This window comes from Streptosporangium subroseum (genome assembly GCF_900188345.1).
Lineage (GTDB): Bacteria > Actinomycetota > Actinomycetes > Streptosporangiales > Streptosporangiaceae > Streptosporangium > Streptosporangium subroseum.
This window is the reverse complement of the sequence record NZ_FZOD01000007.1, coordinates 226,372-243,806: the sequence shown is the minus strand read 5'-3', so window position 1 is coordinate 243,806 and position 17,435 is coordinate 226,372. Positions and strand designations below refer to the sequence as shown.

General features: G+C 70.1%; 16 protein-coding genes. 8 read left to right on the top strand and 8 right to left on the bottom strand.

Annotated features, from left to right (window positions below; genetic code table 11):
- The first annotated feature begins 73 nt into the window (after nt 1–73).
- Nucleotides 74–580: a SigE family RNA polymerase sigma factor gene (locus CHC08_RS10295; protein WP_089206970.1), complete on the top strand. Its 507-nt coding sequence runs from the start codon at nt 74–76 to the stop codon at nt 578–580.
- The gene (locus CHC08_RS10290) at nt 577–1,773 is read left to right on the top strand and encodes a hypothetical protein (RefSeq protein WP_089206969.1); all 1,197 of its coding nucleotides are present in this window, start codon (nt 577–579) and stop codon (nt 1,771–1,773) included. The genes CHC08_RS10295 and CHC08_RS10290 overlap by 4 nt, the downstream gene beginning before the upstream one ends.
- 49 nt (nt 1,774–1,822) lie before the next feature.
- Here CHC08_RS10290 and CHC08_RS10285 read toward each other — a convergent pair whose 3' ends face one another.
- Nucleotides 1,823–2,251, bottom strand: coding sequence for an Lrp/AsnC family transcriptional regulator (locus CHC08_RS10285; RefSeq protein WP_218825236.1), 429 nt, complete (start codon nt 2,249–2,251; stop codon nt 1,823–1,825).
- 151 nt (nt 2,252–2,402) lie between these two features.
- On the opposite strand from CHC08_RS10285, the gene CHC08_RS10280 reads away from it, so the two are divergent.
- The gene (locus CHC08_RS10280) at nt 2,403–3,257 is read left to right on the top strand and encodes a tryptophan 2,3-dioxygenase (RefSeq protein WP_089206967.1); all 855 of its coding nucleotides are present in this window, start codon (nt 2,403–2,405) and stop codon (nt 3,255–3,257) included.
- Nucleotides 3,258–3,291: 34 nt separating this feature from the next.
- On the opposite strand, the gene CHC08_RS10275 is transcribed toward CHC08_RS10280, so the two are convergent.
- Nucleotides 3,292–4,347, bottom strand: a complete 1,056-nt coding sequence (locus CHC08_RS10275; RefSeq protein WP_089206966.1) for a LysR family transcriptional regulator — start codon at nt 4,345–4,347, stop codon at nt 3,292–3,294.
- A 70-nt stretch (nt 4,348–4,417) separates the two neighbouring features.
- Here CHC08_RS10275 and CHC08_RS10270 point away from each other — a divergent pair, with 70 nt between their 5' ends.
- Complete coding sequence (locus CHC08_RS10270) at nt 4,418–5,290, top strand: 4-hydroxy-tetrahydrodipicolinate synthase family protein (protein WP_089206965.1); 873 nt, start codon at nt 4,418–4,420, stop codon at nt 5,288–5,290.
- A gap of 170 nt (nt 5,291–5,460) precedes the next feature.
- Here CHC08_RS10270 and CHC08_RS10265 read toward each other — a convergent pair whose 3' ends face one another.
- Nucleotides 5,461–6,270, bottom strand: a complete 810-nt coding sequence (locus CHC08_RS10265) for an Fpg/Nei family DNA glycosylase (protein WP_089206964.1) — start codon at nt 6,268–6,270, stop codon at nt 5,461–5,463.
- A gap of 164 nt (nt 6,271–6,434) precedes the next feature.
- Here CHC08_RS10265 and CHC08_RS10260 point away from each other — a divergent pair, with 164 nt between their 5' ends.
- On the top strand, nt 6,435–7,991 hold the full coding sequence (locus tag CHC08_RS10260) for an immunity 49 family protein (RefSeq protein WP_218825226.1): 1,557 nt from the start codon (nt 6,435–6,437) through the stop codon (nt 7,989–7,991).
- Here the strand turns inward: CHC08_RS10260 and CHC08_RS10255 are convergent.
- Nucleotides 7,970–8,389, bottom strand: a complete 420-nt coding sequence (locus CHC08_RS10255) for a ribosomal maturation YjgA family protein (RefSeq protein WP_218825225.1) — start codon at nt 8,387–8,389, stop codon at nt 7,970–7,972. The two genes, CHC08_RS10260 and CHC08_RS10255, sit on opposite strands and share 22 nt — an antisense overlap.
- 92 nt (nt 8,390–8,481) lie before the next feature.
- On the opposite strand from CHC08_RS10255, the gene CHC08_RS10250 reads away from it, so the two are divergent.
- The 3 genes from CHC08_RS10250 to CHC08_RS10240 all read left to right on the top strand — a co-directional run bounded on the left by CHC08_RS10250 (nt 8,482) and on the right by CHC08_RS10240 (nt 11,108).
- A complete protein-coding gene (locus tag CHC08_RS10250; protein WP_089206961.1) occupies nt 8,482–9,249 on the top strand; it encodes an SDR family NAD(P)-dependent oxidoreductase in 768 nt (255 codons plus the stop codon).
- 251 nt (nt 9,250–9,500) lie between these two features.
- Nucleotides 9,501–10,079 carry an NADAR family protein gene (locus CHC08_RS10245; protein WP_218825224.1) on the top strand — a complete coding sequence of 193 codons (579 nt, stop codon included), beginning with the start codon at nt 9,501–9,503 and terminating at the stop codon, nt 10,077–10,079.
- 399 nt (nt 10,080–10,478) lie between these two features.
- Nucleotides 10,479–11,108, top strand: a complete 630-nt coding sequence (locus CHC08_RS10240) for a DUF899 domain-containing protein (RefSeq protein WP_089206959.1) — start codon at nt 10,479–10,481, stop codon at nt 11,106–11,108.
- Between the two features lie 73 nt (nt 11,109–11,181).
- Here the strand turns inward: CHC08_RS10240 and CHC08_RS10235 are convergent, their stop codons facing one another.
- The 4 genes from CHC08_RS10235 to CHC08_RS10220 all read right to left on the bottom strand — a co-directional run bounded on the left by CHC08_RS10235 (nt 11,182) and on the right by CHC08_RS10220 (nt 17,412).
- Nucleotides 11,182–11,544, bottom strand: a complete 363-nt coding sequence (locus CHC08_RS10235) for a DUF5615 family PIN-like protein (RefSeq protein WP_089206958.1) — start codon at nt 11,542–11,544, stop codon at nt 11,182–11,184.
- Entirely contained in the window at nt 11,541–11,984 is a 444-nt protein-coding gene (locus tag CHC08_RS10230) for a hypothetical protein (protein WP_089206957.1), read from the bottom strand. Before CHC08_RS10230 ends, CHC08_RS10235 begins: the two co-directional genes overlap by 4 nt.
- Before the next feature lie 163 nt (nt 11,985–12,147).
- Entirely contained in the window at nt 12,148–13,434 is a 1,287-nt protein-coding gene (locus tag CHC08_RS10225; protein ID WP_089206956.1) for a M1 family metallopeptidase, read from the bottom strand.
- Nucleotides 13,435–13,446: 12 nt separating this feature from the next.
- Nucleotides 13,447–17,412 (bottom strand): Pls/PosA family non-ribosomal peptide synthetase, encoded by a 3,966-nt coding sequence (locus CHC08_RS10220; RefSeq protein ID WP_245878238.1) that lies wholly within the window; start codon nt 17,410–17,412, stop codon nt 13,447–13,449.
- Nucleotides 17,413–17,435 lie beyond the last annotated feature (23 nt).

The following is a 17,435-nucleotide window of genomic DNA, read 5'->3' as shown; positions in this document are numbered from 1 at the left end:
CGATACCGTCGATCACGCCCGGGCGAGAACCCGAGGGCTGTCAACGGAAGTGCCGTCCAGGTGTCTCTTTAGTGTGATTGACCTCTCCCCGACGACCTCAGAGGCTGTGTCGCTCACCGAGCTGTTCGCCGCGCACTACCAGCCGATGGTGCGCCTGGCCGGACTGCTCGGCGCCGACGACCCGGAGGACATCGCTCAAGAAGCGTTCGCCCGGCTGCACGCCCGCCGCGGCCGGCTGCGTGAGCACGGCGCGGCCGTCAGCTACGTGCGTTCGACCGTCTGCAACCTGACCCGCAACCGGCTGCGGCATCTCAAGCTGGTACGGCAGCGCCCACTCGATCATTCCGGAGTCGTCTTCGGTGGCGAGCACGCCGTCATCACGGCCGAGAAGCACGGCGAGTTGCTCGCGGCCCTCAACCGCCTTCCCCGCCGTCAGCGCGAGGCTCTCGTTCTGCGCTACTGGCTCGATCTGTCAGAGCAGGAGATCGCCGACACCATGGGCGTCAGCGCCGGATCCGTGAAGACCCACGCCAGCCGCGGCCTCGCCGCCCTCGGCAGGTCCCTGAAGGAGGAACTGTGAACCACGATCTGGAAGGCCGGCTCCGCGAGGCGCTCGACGAGCGCGCCCAGGTCTTCGAGGCGAGCCCGCAGGCATGGCCGAGGGTCCAGGCCCGCGCCCGCCGGGCCCGCCTGCGCCGGTGGACCGCCCTGACCTTGCTGCCCGCCCTGGCAACCGCCTGCGTCGTCGCCCTGGTCGTCGTGATGCCCGGTGGCGGGGGCCCCGACATCAGCGCGTCCACGACGAAGGCCGACGACCCGATCGCCGAACTGAGCGCGGAGAACCCCCCGGTGGGGGAGATCCTCTCCATCTCGCGCCCGGACTTCGTCGGTGTCGGTTCTACGGTCAGGATCTGGTTCAGCGGATCAACGCGGGACCACGAGCGGCTGTGCACCGAGTTGCGGGACACGCCGACCGGCGGCCGGACCGCGTTCTGCCAGCCCATGGATCCGTGGAAGGAGAAGCAGTTCGCCTGGTACGCGGGCGGCACCGACACCGCCATGCCCGCCCCGCAGGAAAGGCTCGCCTACGGCGCGGCCAGGCCGGAGGTCGCCGCGGTGACCGCGACCACCGACGACGGGCAGAGCTTCCCCGGTACCCTCCACCGGGAGGGCGGTAGGCCCTGGCCCATATGGACGGTCCTGTTTCCCGGGGACGCTCCGGTCACCGCGATCGTCTTCACCGACGAGGCGGGACAGGTTCTGCAGCGGCTCCCCCGGACGATCCCGTGGGACTGCGACGGCGACCGGACTCCGGTCGGGACGGGAATCCGGCTTCCCGGAGGGGTGAGCGCCCACCTGCACGCGGAGAACTGCCTGGTCTTCTGGCATCGCGGGAAGCAGGCCGGAACGGACTTCGGAGGTGTGGCGGCCAGGGGCGAGCCGTTGAGCGTCCGGATGGCGAAGCAGAAGAAACCCGCGGTCATCTGGGGTGGTCCGGGCCAGTCGGCGACGGGCGGTCTCTGGTACGGCTACACGGGTAAGGAGACCCACAAGGTCGAACTGCGGCTCAACGACGGTCGCCAGACGTCCGCGCAGACCGTTGCCGACCCTTGGGGGCAGGGCGTTCGGTTCTTCGGCGGCAAGATCCCGAAGGGCGGCGACCCCAATCTGGACGGCGCCGTCTACCTCGGCTACGACGCCGCCGGCGGCGAACTCTGGCGCGAGGTGGTGCCCGGCCGCGAACATCCCAGCCGTCCGCCCACCCCCCGGTAGCGGGCCCCCGCCCGGGGGACACCGTTGGCGGAAGGGCGGGGCATCCGTCCTAGATGTCCGGTGAGAGCGGCCGCCAGGGGACGGGGCTGGACAGCACCATCATGCTCGACGGGTGGCCGTACGGGGCGAGCCGGTCGATCATCTCCTCGAAGGCCGTCATCGAGGAGGCGGCCACCCGGAGCAGGCAGCAGGTGTCACCGGTCACCCGGTGCACCTCCAGGATCTCCGGCCAGGCCAGCGCCTGCTCGTCGCGGAGCACGCAGCGCGGCCCGTAACACGACATCCTGATCAGGGCGGCCACTCCGCGCCCGGCCAGCGCCGGATCCACCCGCGCGTGGTAGCCGGTGATCACTCCGGTCTCCTCCAGCCGCCGCACCCGCTCCGCCACCGCCGGAGCCGACAGATGCACCCGCCGCGAGAGCTCGCTGTAGGACAGTCGCGCGTCGTCCTGCAGCTCGGCCAGCAGCGCCCAGTCCATCGCGTCCACCGTCACACTCCGTTATGTCATAACTCGATTGGCATTAGTGCTTTCCGTTCTGAAGGACAGAGCCGATAACCACCTTCCTTATGGTATTTCCGTACCGACCTAAACGCACCACCATGGAAGGGAGTCAAGCGGAGGAATATCAATGACCAGCATCAGGCAGCTCAGCGAGCAGGACCGGAAGACGCGGGCCGTGGCCAACGAGGGACTGCCCACGCTCGGATTCGAAGAGGGCACGCCGTACGACGACTATGTCGGCACCGCCGCCCTGCACGGGCTGCAGCACACCCTCACCGACGCCCCGGAAGAGCTCGCCTTCCTGGTCACCACCCAGGTGATGGAGCTCTACTTCGGCCTGCTCCGCACGGAGTGGCGGCTCGCCCAGCGGCAGCTCGACGATGACGACATCGCCGCCGCGACCCTCACGATCAAACGAACGGTCCGGCACTTCGAGGCGCTCAACGCCGCGTGGGCGGCGCTGAGCTGGCTGACCCCGGCGCAGTTCAACTCCTTCAGGGACGCCCTGGGTGAGGGGTCGGGCTTCCAGTCGGCGCTCTACCGTCACGTGGAGTTCCTGCTCGGCAGCAAGTCAGAGGCGCTCATCCGCCCGCATCGCCGCAACCCCGAGGCGTACGAGGAGCTCGTGGAGGCGCTGAACCGGCCGAGCCTCTACGACTCGGTGCTGGCCATGCTCGCCCGGTCCGGCTACGCGATCCCTCGCGCGGTGCTGGAGCGCGACCTCGCCGCCGAGTACAAGCCCAGCCCGGAGGTCGAGGCGGTCTGGGCCAAGGTGTACGGCGGGCCGCTCGCGCCGCTGGCCGAGACGCTGATCGACCTGGCCGAGCAGTTCTCCGACTGGCGCTACCGCCACCTGATGGCCGTACGCCGCTCGATGGGCGCCAAGCCGGGTTCCGGCGGGTCGAGCGGCCTGAGCTGGCTGGAGCGGAGCATGCAGCGCGAGATCTTCCCCGAGCTCTGGAGCGCCCGCACCTTGATGTGAGACTCTCCGCTCATCTCGACGTGAGACGGCTCCCTCAGCCCTGATGTGAGGCGGTCCCCGGCGCTTCCGCCGGGGATTCGGGATGGTCGACGGGGATCGAGGAGCGCAGCGCGGCGATGAGGGTGGCGATGGCGGGGTGGGTCCCGGCCCCCCGCCTGAAGGCGATCCGGGTGCGGCGGCGCATGGGCAGCTCGGTGAGCCGTACGCCGCCGGGCGGATCGGCCGCGCCGAGCTCCGGCACGAGCGCGACGCCCTGGCCCGCCGCGACCATCGCCAGCACGGTGGTGAAGTCGTCGATGTGGTGGCGGATCCTCGGGGCGAACCCGGCGGCCTGGCAGGCTCGCACGGTCATCGTGTGGCAGAGCGTGCCGGGGGTGGAGGCGATCCAGGGGTCGTCGCGCCGCCGTGCCAGTGGGTCGCCGGCGCTCTGCGAACCCGGACCCATGGGCTCTTTTTTGGAGCTCGGATCCGCGGGCTCCGCGAGCGAGCCTACGGAGGCTGGACGCGTGGACCCTTTCCCGGGATTCAGCGAGCCCTTCGGGCCAGGCTGCGTGGGCTCTTCCAGCGAGGCCAGATACATGGGTTCTTCCAGCAGGTCCTCGGTGTCCAGGGCGAGGTCCGGGGGAGCGGGCACGAAGTCGTACTCGTGGATGAGCGCGACGTCCAGATCACCCGCGCGCAGGCGGGGGGCCACCTCGGCGGGGTCGATCTCGTCCACCATCGGCTCCAGCCCGGGGTGCTCCCGGGCGAGGGTGGCGAAGGCGGCGGGCAGGATCGCGCGGGTGGCGGTGGGAAAGGCCCCGATCCTGATCGTTCCGGTGAGGCCGGTACGCGCGGCGGCGAGCTCGGCCGAGGCCCGCTCCAGCCGCTCCAGCACGGCCTCCGCGTGCCCCACCAGCGCGATCCCCGCCGCGGTGAGCACCACCCGGCGCCCGGTCCGCTCCAGCAGCGCCACTCCGGCCTCCCGCTCCAGGACCGAGAGCTGCTGGGAGACGGCCGAGGGAGTGAAGGCCAGGGCCTCGGCGACCGCCGTGATCGTGCCCCGGAGGGAGAGTTCGCGGAGCAGGCGGAGGCGCCGTATGTCGAGCATCACTTCAGCTTAACGTTTTTGGAAGAAACACGAACTGGACCTGCACGGTTGAGGGGGCGAGGCTGGTGTCATGACTCTTCGCGGTGTTCACATTCCTCTGATCACTCCGTTCGCCGAGAACGGCGAGCTCGCCGTGGAGGCGCTCGAAGGCCTCGCGCACGCCGTGCTCGACGAGGGCGCGGCCGGGTTGGTCGCGCTCGGCACCACCGCCGAGGTGGCGATGCTCTCCGAGGAGGAGCGGCGGGCGGTCCTGGAGACGTGCGCGCGGGTGTGCCGGGAGCGGCACGCGCCGCTGATGGTGGGCGCCGGATCCGCCGACACCCGGAGCACGGCCGAGGCGCTGGTCGCGCTGAAGGCATGGCCGGAGGTGACGGCCGCGCTGGTCACCGTGCCGTCCTTCGTCCGCCCATCCGAGGCCGGGGTGTTCGCCCATTTCACCGCCCTGGTGGAGCGGACCCCGGTGCCGCTGGTGATCTACAACATCCCCTACCGGACGGGGCAGTCCGTGGGTGTGGCCACGCTGCGGCGGCTGGGGGAGCTGCCCATGGTGACCGGGGTCAAGCACGCGGTCGGTGGCGTAGACCTGGACACCGTCATGCTGCTGGCCGACCTTCCCTCGGACTTCGAGGTGCTGGCCGGGGACGACCCCTTCTTCTCCGCCCTGCTCGCCCTCGGCGCCTCGGGCGGCATCCTCGCCTCCGCCCACCTGCACACCGCGCGATTCGTCGAGCTGGAGCAGGCCTGGCGATCGGGTGACGCCGAACGCGCCCGTGTTCTGGGCCACCGTCTCTCCGCCCTGTCGGCGAGCGTGTTCGCCGAGCCCAATCCCACCGTGCTCAAGGGGGTGCTGCACTCCCAGGGCCGCATTCCCACGGCCTCGGTCAGACTTCCGCTCGTCCCCGCGGGCAGCGCCTCGATCGAGGCCGTCCTGCGGCTGCTGTGATCGGGGTCCGGTCCCGCGACCAGGACTGATCGCACGACGAGGAGGGGCCGGTCGCGGCGGTCACGACGGTGCCGGACCCGGCCAGGGCGGCGCCGGATGGCCGTACGGTCGCGGCGGTCACAGTGGTGCCGGACCCGGCCGGTCAGGGCGGTGCCGTACGGTCGTGGTGATCAGGTGCCCTGGCAGGTGGGGCACCAGAAGAGGTTGCGGCCGGAGAGCACCTCGGTGCGGACCTCGGTGCCGCAGAGGAAACAGGGCAGGTTCGAGCGCCGGTAGACGTAGACCTCGCCGCCGTGGCCGTCGACGCGGGGCGGGCGGCCCATCGCCTCCGGTGTGTGCTCGGGCCTGACCGTGTCGATGTGGCCCACCCGCACGCCCTCGGCCATCAGGAACACCAGGTCCGCCCAGATCGCCGTCCACCGCTCATGGGTGAGCTCACGGCCGGGACGCGACGGGTCGACACCCTGCCGGAACAGCGCCTCGGCCCGGTAGATGTTTCCCACGCCCGCGACGACCGTCTGGTCCATCAGCAGGACCCCGATGGAGGTGCGGCTGCGGCTGATCCGCCGCCAGGCGACCTCCGGGTCGGCGTCCGCGCGCAGCGGGTCGGGCCCGAGCCTGGCGTGCAGCGTCTTCTTCTCGGACGGGTCCAGCAGCTCGCAGGTGTTGGGCCCGCGCAGGTCGGCGTACTTCTGCGTGTTGCGGAGGCGCAGCCGCACCATGCCTATCGGCGGGGGCGCCGGCACCGAACCGAAGGCGTATTTGCCGTAGATGCCCAGGTGTACGTGGAGCCACCGCTCGTCGTCGAAGCCCAGCAGCAGGTGCTTGCCATGGGCGTCCGCCTCGGTGAGCACCCGCCCGTCGATCTGCAGGGCCCCGGCGGCGAACCTCCCCTGAGGGCTCTCGGCGTGCACCACGGTGCCGACGAACGCCTTTCGGTGCTCCCCGGCCAGGCGGTGAATCGTGTGTCCTTCAGGCATGTCTGAAAATCATACGGCTTGATCTTCTCTCCTTCTGGCGAGAGGGGCGCCCGGGTCACTTGTCACAGATCGATCATGAATAATTCGCATTTCCCGGCACACCATCAGCATTCGGAATGATCCTCCTAGGCTGGGGCCACAACGCGGATACGGGGAGCGGGACAGTGCGGATAGAGCGTCATCGGGTAGGCGAGGCAGTGGTCGCGGCGGCCCGCGAGGATTTCACCAACAGGATAGGTTCGCAGGTCCGCTCCATGTCGAAGGCCGGCCCGATAACCACCTACGAGTGGTGGCTGCTCTCGGAGGAGTTCCTGGACCATCTGTGTGCGCTCTCCGTCGAGACGCCCGACCTCGACATCCCCGAGGCCAAGGCGGTCCTCGAGGACGCCACGGAGGCCGCCGCGGGTGCCGTGGCGTACGCCGCGTACTACCCGCACAACGACTTCAACGTCTTTCTCAACTACGTGAACTTCGGGATGGGCTACGAGTCCGGGGCCGAGGGCGGGCGGGAGTCCGTCACCGCGGACCAGTGGCTCGACGCCTTCTGCCTGGCGGTTCTGTCCGGCAAGGCCCAATGGCACGGGGAGGCCTTCCACTTCGCCCGCAAGACGCCCCAGGAGGGCGGGGCCGGGCGTCCCGCCGTCGAGCTCATCAACGGCCTGATGGCGTACGTCCTCGGGGACACGGGGGACGACGCGGACTACCCGCCGTCCGGGGAGCAGAAGCTCGCCGCGCTCGACGCCGCGCTCGCCCTGGCCGCTCTCGCCTACCGCCGTGAGGGCTGGCGGACGCCGGTCGACACCGGTTATCTCCCCCGTGCGTTGGTGACCGGATTCGAGTCCGCGGGGCCGCGGGTCCAGGAGTACGGACGCAACAGGCGTCCGGAAGCGGTCGCCGAACTGGCCGCCGGGCCCGTGGTGTTCGAGCGGCCCGGCAATCCCCGGTCCCTGAACCCGGAGGGCGTGGCCCTGGTCGAGCAGCACACCAGGGAGGCCTTCACGCCGGTGGCCGGAGAGCCGCTGAAGGTCTGGAAACTGTCGAGCGCCGTGAACTACCAGGAGAACCTCTTCAAATCCCGTGCCTCGCTGTCCGCCGATGTCACGGACCCGCAGGTGGGGAACCTGCGCCTCGCCTCCCAGCTGGGTGCCGCGCTCTTCCGTACCGTCCTCGCCGAGCCCGGCACCGACGCCGACGTGACGATCGACGGCCGCGCACTCACCTACCCCGCCTACCAGGGGGATGACGCCGGGCCCGGCAACTGGCACACCGCCACGAACCTCGCCCTGATCACCGGCACCCGTGAGGACCTGGCCCCGCTTGTCCTCGCAGGCTCCACCGCCCTCGAAAAAGACGGCTCCGCCTTCGCCTCATACCGCGAGGCCCTCCACGATTACCTGCGAGGCGCGGCCCCCGAATCCGTCACGGACCGAGCCGTCCGCGACTGCGAAAAGGCCAGGACCTGGGGCTTCTTCCCCCCGCCGGCCGTTCTGTTCTCCCAACTGGTCGAGGGCGATGAGGAGAGCTTCAATCTGGCTCTCCTCGACGCCCTCGAAGCGCACCGCGACCACTACGCGGTCGCCGACCGCGCGGACGATCCCGACGCCGCGATCAACCTCGACATCCTGGCCCTGACCTGCCACGCTCGCCGCCGGGGCTGGAACATCCGGGTCGTCTCCCCCTACCTGCCACCCCGTCTCCTTCAAGCGGCCGAACCTCGCTGACCGCGGCCTTCCTCTGCGGAGCGGATACGTCGGAGGAGGGTGTGCGCCGCCGCCGTGAGGACGGCCCCGACGGCGTACGCCACGAGGTCGGCGGCGCCGAAGGTGCTGCCCAGCACCAGTCTGGCCGCCACGCTGACCTCTGAGAGGGCGGCCGGTATGGAGGTCAGCTGGGCGAACTCGATCACCCAGCTGAACGCCAGCGCGCCGGCCGCGGCCCGGACCGGCGAGACGCGGGGCCATACCAGCACGATCAGCGCGTACACGAGCACGGTGTAGAGGGCGTCACCGGCGTACTTGCCGAACCAGCCGTCCGTCAGCGCGCGGACGGACAATCCGGCCACGACGGTCGCGACCGCCGCGAGTACGGCGAGCAGGCGGGTGCGGAGAGCGGAGGACACCCGCACACGATAACGACCGCACGCTCCGGCCGCGCCGCCGACGGTGATAAGTTGTTCGATATTTCGCGAACATCGAACGAATGGGATGTGCAATGAACGAGCGACAGGGCACCCACCACCTCGCAGACCGGGTGGTGATCGTCACCGGAGCGGGTTCTGGAATCGGGCGCGCCACCACGATCGCGTTCGCCCAGGCCGGGGCACACGTCCTGGGCGTCGGCCGCCGCCAGGACGCACTGGAGGAGACCGCCCGAGAGCATCCCGGCATCGCCACGCTCGCCGCCGACATCCGGGCCGAACACGCCCCGCGAGCGGTCGTCGACGCGGCCGTCGACCGATGGGGCCGGGTGGACGTGCTGGTGAACAACGCCGGAGCCACCGCGGTGATGCCGCTGGCCGAAGCGACCGCCGCGCGTATCACCGACCTGTTCGACCTCAATGTCACCGCCCCCAGCCTGCTCGCCGCCGCGGCCCTGCCCCACCTGCGTCGCACCCGCGGTTCGATCGTCAACATCTCCAGCACCTACGGTCACCGGCCGCTGCCCGGCGCGGCCCACTACGCCGCCTCCAAAAGCGCACTGGAACAGCTCACCCGCAGCTGGGCGCTGGAACTCGCTCCCGACCACATCAGGGTCAACGGCCTGGCTCCCGGCCCCACGGAGAGCGAGGCCCTGACCGCCGCCGGCCTCTCGCACTCCCTGGTCGACAAGATCAAACAGGACGAAGCTGATCGCATCCCCCTCGGCCGGCGCGGCCGACCCGAGGAGGTGGCCCTCTGGATCCTCCGGCTCGCCGACCCCGCCACAACGTGGCTCACCGGCCAGATCCTCACCGTCGACGGCGGCCTCGAACTGGTCTGACACGTCATCGGCCGCACAGGCGCTTCAAAAATCCGCCGGGGCCGACCCAGCCGTTCACACCGCACCCCGGAGCCCTCGATGGGGCCAGAGGTCTCGTGTGGATTCGTCGATCAGGGCTCAGCGGGTGAGCGAGGGCGGGTCCGAGGCGTGTCGCGGCGAGCGCGGTACGAACGGCGAGTGCACCACGAATGGCGCGTGCGGCACGGATATCTCGGTGGTCGCTCGTGGTTGCCGTCTGGGATCGTATGCGTATGTCGGAAGTGGCGAACGTGCGGGCGGTGGCCGATCTGGTCAGGGTGGCCAAGGCGGGCGAACGGATCAAATATCTGATGTTCTGGGGGCATCGGCCGCCGAGTTCGGGAGGCGTCGGGGCGGGCTGCCTGTCGCAGTGGTGGCCGGCGGACTTCACCGTGGACGGGGTCGTCTACCGTACGGCGGAGCATTTCATGATGGCCGGGAAGGCCCGGCTGTTCGGCGATGAGGAGACCGCTGCGGAGATCGTCGCCGCCGGCCATCCCCAGCAGGCCAAGGATCTGGGGCGCCGGGTCCGCGGCTTTGACGACGGCGTCTGGACCGCCGCCCGCTTCGACCTCGTGGTCCGGGGCAATCTCGCCAAATTCGGCCAGAACGACGACCTGCGCGATTTTCTGCTCGGCACCGGGCAGCGGGTGCTGGTCGAGGCCAGCCCGGTGGACCGCATCTGGGGCATCGGCCTGGCGGCCGACGACGAGCGAGCCGAAGATCCGGCGCGGTGGAACGGCCTGAACCTGCTCGGCTTCGCCCTCATGGAAGTGCGGCAGGCCCTGTTCCAAAACGATCGATCGGTGTGACGTCCCGTTCGGCCGTTCCTCACATTCTGCCGCGATTCGCGACCCTCTCATCACGACGTCAGCGTGGGCGTGACCGGAGACTTTCGGCCGGGACACATCGCGGCGTGGACGTTCCATGGTCACGATTAATGGCGCATAACGGGCGAATCTGAACGGCAGGTTATCCAATTTCGCCGCCCGCGGCGTAGGTCCTGGTCAAAGCCATAACCGTGGGACGATCCCTCCACCTCTACGCCCTGCCTTAACAAACCACCGATTAGTCCTGAAGCCGTACTTCATTGCATTTGATAGTTATTTATACCTTCACGGATGGCTATCTCACCGACACGCCCACTGGCTTTACGGCAGGTCGCGGGTGTCATTCCGCGTTTTGTCGGCCTAGGGAGGCACAATTGGTCAATGGAGAAACCAGAGATTGTTTCAGCCGCGGAGTGGCAACAGGCCCGCGACGAATTGCTCAAGGCCGAGAAGGAAGTCACTCGGGCTCAGGACACGCTCGCCGCGCAGCGGCGGCGGCTCCCGATGGTCGAGTTCGCCAACGCGTACAAGTTCGACACACCGGCCGGCGCCAAGACCCTGCTCGACCTGTTCGAGGGCCGGAGGCAGCTGGTCGCCTACCAGTTCATGGACAGGGGGCCCGACGACTACTGCCCGGGCTGCACCAACTTCACCAACAGCGTCCCCGTGGCCGGGCTGGCCGGGCTGGCCGCGCGCGAGGTCGCCTGGGTGACCGTGTCGAACATGCCGCTCGCCCAGATCGAGGCGTACAAGGCGCGGATGGGATGGACGATGCCGTTCGTGTCGTCGCACGGCACGTCGTTCGCGGACGACTGCGGCGCCGGTAGCGGCTTCATGCTCAGCGTGTTCCTGCGCGACGGTGAGGACGTCTACCGGACGTACAGCACCACCTCCCGCGGCGTGGACCGGCTCGTCTTCGTCAACAGCATCCTCGACCTGACCCCGTACGGCCGGCAGGAGGACTGGGAGGACTCCCCGTCCGGCTGGCCGCAGCACCCCACGTACGGATAGGTGAACCGCACGGCGAGCGCCCCGGCCGGGATGGCCGGGGCGCCGTCGTCGCGACCATCGGGACTTGAACACGTCAAGCCGGCCAGTCCACCTGGCCGGGAACGGGCAGCCGCTCTTCGGAGAGGAGCCCGTCCAGGGCGGTGATCAACCGGCCGGTCGCGATCTTGGTCCTTGGAAAGCGGTGTGGACCGCTGTAGAGGAGACCCGCGCACGGGTGGCCTCCGTGGAGTCGCTGCGCTCGGAGGATTTCGAAATCACGAACATTCTCGGTGAACAGGCAGCGCTGTTCCGCCACTGCCAGATCCAATACTTGAGGATCGGGAAGCCCTCGGCCCTCGGGACGTTCGACGATGGCGACGACATCGTGTCCCCGTTCGCGAAGAGTCTCGGCGAGCAGGGGCGGGAACATCTCGTCCAGCAGAAGTCTGCCGCTCACGACGCGAGCAGTCCCTGCTCCCGCCTCCAGCGCTCCTCCGCCTCCTCTGCGGCGGCATCGGCTGCGGCGATTTGCGCGTCGATCTCATCGGGGTAGCTCGACCAGTACCGGATGGCGGTTCTGACCTGGTGCTGGGGTAGTCCCGAGTATTCGGCGGTCATGGCGACGATCTCATCGGCGCTCACGTCGGGTTCGGCGGCACGGGCCACCTTGATCGCCCGGACGATCTCCCAGACGTCGGGACCGCCGACGATCACCGCTCTGCGGCCCGAGGGGCCGGTTCGAAACAGTACACCCGGGTGTTCCTCCATCCTGAGGGCCTCGGTGATGAGGAGGTTGACGGCGGCGGAGACCGAAAGCCCCGGGTGCTCCATGACGAACTTCGCGAGTTTGTCCAGGACGGCATCCTCGAACCGAACGGACCGTGGTGTCGGCGGCATGGCTACAGTGTAGGTGAATGTAGCTGCCTAGTTCCGCTAAATCCATCGGTAAGGCTCAGCGGGTGAGTCAAGGTCGTAGCCCCGGCTTTCTGCGACTTCTCCGAGGTCACCTCATCTGCGGCAAAGGCCAAGCCGTAAGTTCGGGCGTGTCGGCCGAGTCCCTTCAGGGGAGGGGCGGCAGGCGGGTGCCGTAGAGCCAGGAGGCGAAGAAACCGTCGTAGGAGCGCGTCGCGTACTGCAGCGCGAGGTCGAGGAACATGTCCGTGGTGACGTTCCCGTGGCGGTTCGCGGAGGTCCACTCGCGCAGCATCGCGAAGAACGCCAGGTCGCCGACGACCCGCCGCAGCGCGTGCAGCGTGAGAGCGCCGCGTTTGTAGACGCGGTCGTCGAACAATCGCCGGGCACCGGGGTCGCCGAGCACGAAGTCCTGGGGGAGCGCCGACAGCCGCTGGTGGCAGCGGGCGGCGAGGGCGTCCGCGGACTCCCCGCCGGAGGCCTCCGACCAGATCCACTCCGCGTAGCAGGCGAATCCCTCGTGCAGCCAGATGTCGCGCCAGCCGGTGAGGGTCAGGCTGTTGCCGAACCACTGGTGGGCCAGCTCGTGGGCGACCAGCCGCTCCTCGCCCCGCAGGCCGTCCACGTGGTTCGCGCCGAAGATGGACATGCCTTGCGCCTCGACCGGGATCTCCAGCTCGTCGTCCGTCACCACCACGGTGTAGGACCCGAACGGGTAGGCCCCGAACCGGTCGCTGAAGACCTCCATCATCTGGTTCTGCCGCCCGAAGTCGTACCGCGCCTTGGCGGCGATCTTGGGGGGAAAGGCCAGCCGCATCCGGGGGCCGAGCTCGGCCTGCTGGTAGCGGCCGATCTGCACGCTCGCCAGGTAGGAGGCCATCGGCTCCCTCTGCTCGTACACCCACGTGGTCCCCGCCGCCTCCCGCCGCCTGGCGGTCAGGTCGCCGTTGGCGACCACCGTGTACGGCGAGGCCGTGGTCACCGCGATCCGGTAGGAGGCCTTGTCGTCGGGGCGGTCGTTGCACGGGAACCACGAGGGGCCCCCGATCGGCTGGCTGGCCACGATCACGCCGTCGGTGAGCTGCTCCCAGCCCAGCTCGCCCCAGAAGCTGGACACCGGCCGGGGGCTGCCCGCGTAGCGCACCTCGATGGTGAAAGGACCCGGGGCCAGCCGCCCCGGGGCCAGGTGGAGCTTGCCATCGCGATGGGTGAACCGCACCGCCTTGCCGTTGACCAGCACCCCGCCCACGCGGAAGGTGCCCAGGTCCAGGGAGAGGCGGCTGAGCGTCTCGGTCGCCACCGCCGACAGGCGGGCGGTCCCGCCGAGCCGGTTGGAGGTGACCCGGTAGTCCAGGGACAGGTCGTAGTGCTCCACCCGGTATCCGGCATTGCCGTGAGACGGAAAGTAGGGGAGGTGGGCAGTGCTCGGAACCACGTATTTCCTCTGCTAAGTGCGCTTGTTCCATGCCGCGATCGGGTTGCCGAACCAGCGCGTACCCGGCGGAACGGATTCACCGCGCATCACCAGGGACGCCGGTCCGACCGTGGTGTTGTCCCCGATCATCGCGGCGGGCAGGATCACCCCGTGCGGTCCGAGCGTCGCCCCGTCCCGCAGGACGACAGTATCGATACTCATGACCCGGTCATGAAACAGGTGGGTCTGCAACACGCAACCCCGGTTCACCGACGCCCCGTCGCCCAGGGTGATCAGGTCGACCTCGGGCAGCCAGTAGGTCTCGCACCACACGCCGCGGCCCACCCGTGCGCCGAGCGAGCGCAGCCACAGGTTCAGCGGCGCCGTGCCCAGCCAGCGCTGGGCGAACCAGGGCGCGGCGAGCACCTCCACGAAGTTGTCCGCCAGCTCGTTGCGCCACACGAACGAGCTCCACAGCGGCCGGTCGCCGACCGTGATCCGGCCGAGCAGGACCCACTTTGCCACGGTGGTGACCGCCGCGGCGAACACCCCGGCGCCGAGCACCACCACGCCGCTCAGCAGCGCCGTGACCACAAAGCCGTACGATCCGGCCAGCCGTTCCAGGGCCGCGACCGCGAGCACCGCGACCGCGACCGTGCACATCACCGGAATGATCCGGCACAGCTCGACGGCGGCGCGGGCGATCTTCAGCCGCAGCGGCGGATCGTAGGTGCGGCTGCGGTCGCCGTCCTTCGACGCCCGGCGCAGCTCCACCGGCGGCATTCCCAGGTAGGAGGATCCGGCCTTGGCCTTCTTCGGCGCGGCCGACAGCACCGCCACCAGGCCGTCCTTGGGCACCTTGCGCCCCGGCGCGGTCATCCCGGAGTTGCCGAGGAACGCGCGCTTGCCGATCCGCACGTGATCGACCCTGAACCGCCCGCCCTCCAGCTCGTACGGGGCGACCATCGTGTCGTCGGCGAGGAAGGCGCCGTCGCCCACGGAGGTCATCGACGGCAGTGCCAGCACCGTGGACAGCTCCACGTCCCGGCCGACCTTCATGCCCAGGGCACGCAGCCAGGCAGGGGTGATCATGCTTGCGTACAGCGGGAACAGCCAGACCCGCGCCATCGACATCAGCAGGCCCGTGGCCCACGCCTGCCAGGCCTGGCGGCTGTGCACCGGGTGGTAGCCGGCGTGCAGGCCGACGGCCAGCAGCCGCACCGAGGCCACGGTCACCACGGCGTAGGTGGCCATCGAGACGACGGTGGCGAGCGGCACGCCGTACAGGAAGTCGGTGAGGGACGTCGCGCCGTCGCGCAGGAGTACGGCGAGGCCGGGCAGTGCCGCGATCACCGGCATGAGGCTGAGCACCAGCGCCGACACGCCGTAGACCGCCACCCAGCGCCGCGAGCGCGGCGGCCGGACCGCGGCGGGCGGGCGGGCCTTGCCCATCCGGCTGGCGGGCGCGCCCGCCCAGCGTTCGCCGGACGGCACCGAGCCCGCCACGGCCGAGCCGGGTGCGATCTGGGCGTTCTTGCCGACCCGCGCGCCCGGGAACAGGATCGTGCGGGCGCCGATCGTGGCGGAGGCACCGATCTTGATCTCGCCGACGTGGACCTGGTCGCCGTCGATCCAGTAGCCGCTCAGATCGACCTCGGGCTCGACCGCCGCGTATTTGCCCAGCTTGAGCATTCCGGTGATCGGCGGCGCCGAGTGGAGATCGGCGTCGGCGCCGACCTGGGCGCCGAGAGCCCGGGCGTAGTGGGTGAGCCAGGGAGCGGTGGACAGCTCTCCCACGCCGAGCCGTTCGGCGAGCTGCTCGGCGAACCACAGCTTCAGGTGGGTGGCCCCGCCTCGCGGGTAGGTGCCCGGCTTGAGCTCGTCCAGCAGGAGTTTGGCGCCCGTCACGGCCAGGGCGATTCGCCCGGCGGGGGAGACGAACAGGATCGCGCCCAGCAGCACCCACCACCACGAGACGGTCGGTGCCCAGGGTAAGCCGATCAGGTTGTTGAGCGTGGCCAGGCCGACCACCCAGCGCAGCGCGCCGACGCTCAGCAGCGGCACGGTGAGCACCGCCTGGAGGAACGCGGCGCCGCGCGGCATCGGCGTGACGATCCGGTCGGTGGTCACGATCTCCGGGGCGTCAAGCGCGGACAGGTGTCCGGCGAGCTCGGGCAGCGTCGGATGATCGTAGATGTCGCCCACGGTGACCGCCGGATAGCGGGTTCGCAGCGCGGAGACCAACCGGGCCGCCGCGAGGCTGGTGCCGCCCTCGGCGAAGAAGTCGCCCTCGGTGCCGCCCAGGATGTCCAGCCAGCACTCCGCGACCCACGGGTCGACGTCGGGCACCGCGTCGGACAGCTCGGATTTCTTGACCAGCGGCCACGGCAGGGCGTCCCGGTCGATCTTTCCGGAGGTGCGTGTCGGCAGCTCGTCCACCAGGGCGAGCCGCGGGATCAGCGCGGCGGGCAGGCTGTGGCGCAGCCGGTCCCTGGCCTCCTCCTGGTCGAATCCCTCGCCGGGCACGACGTAGCCGACCAGCAGCTGATGTCCGCCGCCGGTCGTGCGGACCGCGGCCGCCGCCCCGGAGACCCCGGGCAGCGCCTGCAGGGCCGCGTCCACCTCGCCCAGCTCGATCCTGCGCCCGCCCAGTTTGATCTGCTCGTCCGCCCGCCCGACGAAGAGCAACCCCTCGAGCTCGGCTCGGACGAGGTCGCCGCTGCGGTAGGCCCGCTCCCAGCCGAGGGATTCGAGCGGGGCGTACTTCTCCGCGTCCTTGATCGGGTCGAGGTACCGGGCGAGCCCGACCCCGCCGATGACCAGCTCGCCGGTCTCGCCCATGGCCACCGGCTCGCCGTCCTTGCCGACGACGGCCAGGTCCCAGCCGGCCAGCGGCAGCCCGATCCGCACCGGCCCCTCGCCGGTCAGCGGCGCCGCGCACGCGACCACCGTCGCCTCGGTCGGGCCGTAGGTGTTCCACACCTCCCGCCCGGGTACGGCCAGCCGCTCGGCCAGCTCGGGCGGGCAAGCCTCGCCACCGAAGATCAGCAGGCGGACGTCGTCGAGCGTCTCGACCGGCCAGAGCGCCGCCAGCGTCGGCACCGTGGACACGACCGTGATGCCCATCTCGATCAGCCACGGTCCCAGGTCCATGCCCGTGCGCACCAGCGCCCGGGGTGCGGCGACCAGACAGGCGCCGTACCGCCAGGCCAGCCACATCTCCTCGCAGGAGGCGTCGAAGGCCACCGAGAGCCCGGCCAGCACCCGGTCGCCGGGGCCGATCGGGTCGGCGGTCAGGAACAGCCGCGCCTCGGCGTCCACGAACGCCGCCGCGTTGCGGTGGGTCACCGCGACGCCCTTGGGCTTGCCGGTGGACCCGGAGGTGAAGATGATCCACGCGTCGTCGTCGAGCCCGGGGCCCGTGCCGGTCTGTGTCAGGTGCGCGGAGTCCGGCCCGGTGCCGCCGATGTGCGCCAGGTGCGCGGAGTCCGGCTGAGCGTCGCTGAAGTGTGTCAGGCCTGCGGAGTCCTGCAGGGCGTCGCTGAAGTGTGTCAGGGAGGCGGAGTCCGGCTGGGGCCGGTAGTCGAAGGGAAGGATCTTTTCGCCGTCGACGATGACCACGCGCACTCCGGCCTCGGCGAAGACCAGTTCGGCCCGCTCGTCGGGGTCGTCGGCGTCCACCGGCACATAGGCGGCGCCCACGGTGAGCACGGCCAGGATCGCGACGTAAAGGCCGACGGTGCCCGACGGCACCCGCACTCCGACGCGGTCACCCCGCCCGACCTCGCTCTCGCGCAACTCGGCGGCCAGCCGGTCGACCTCGGCCCGCAGGCCGGTGTAGTCGAGACGGATCCGTCCGTCGTCGAGCGCGGGAGCGTGGGGGTGCCGCCGGATGGTCTGGTCGAGGATGTCGAGCAGCGTTCTGGGCGGGGAGGCGCTCCTCCCCGCGAAGATCGCCGGTGCCTGGACATGATCGTTCTCAGTCGTAATCGGGTGCAAGGTATCTCCCAGTCGCACGACCG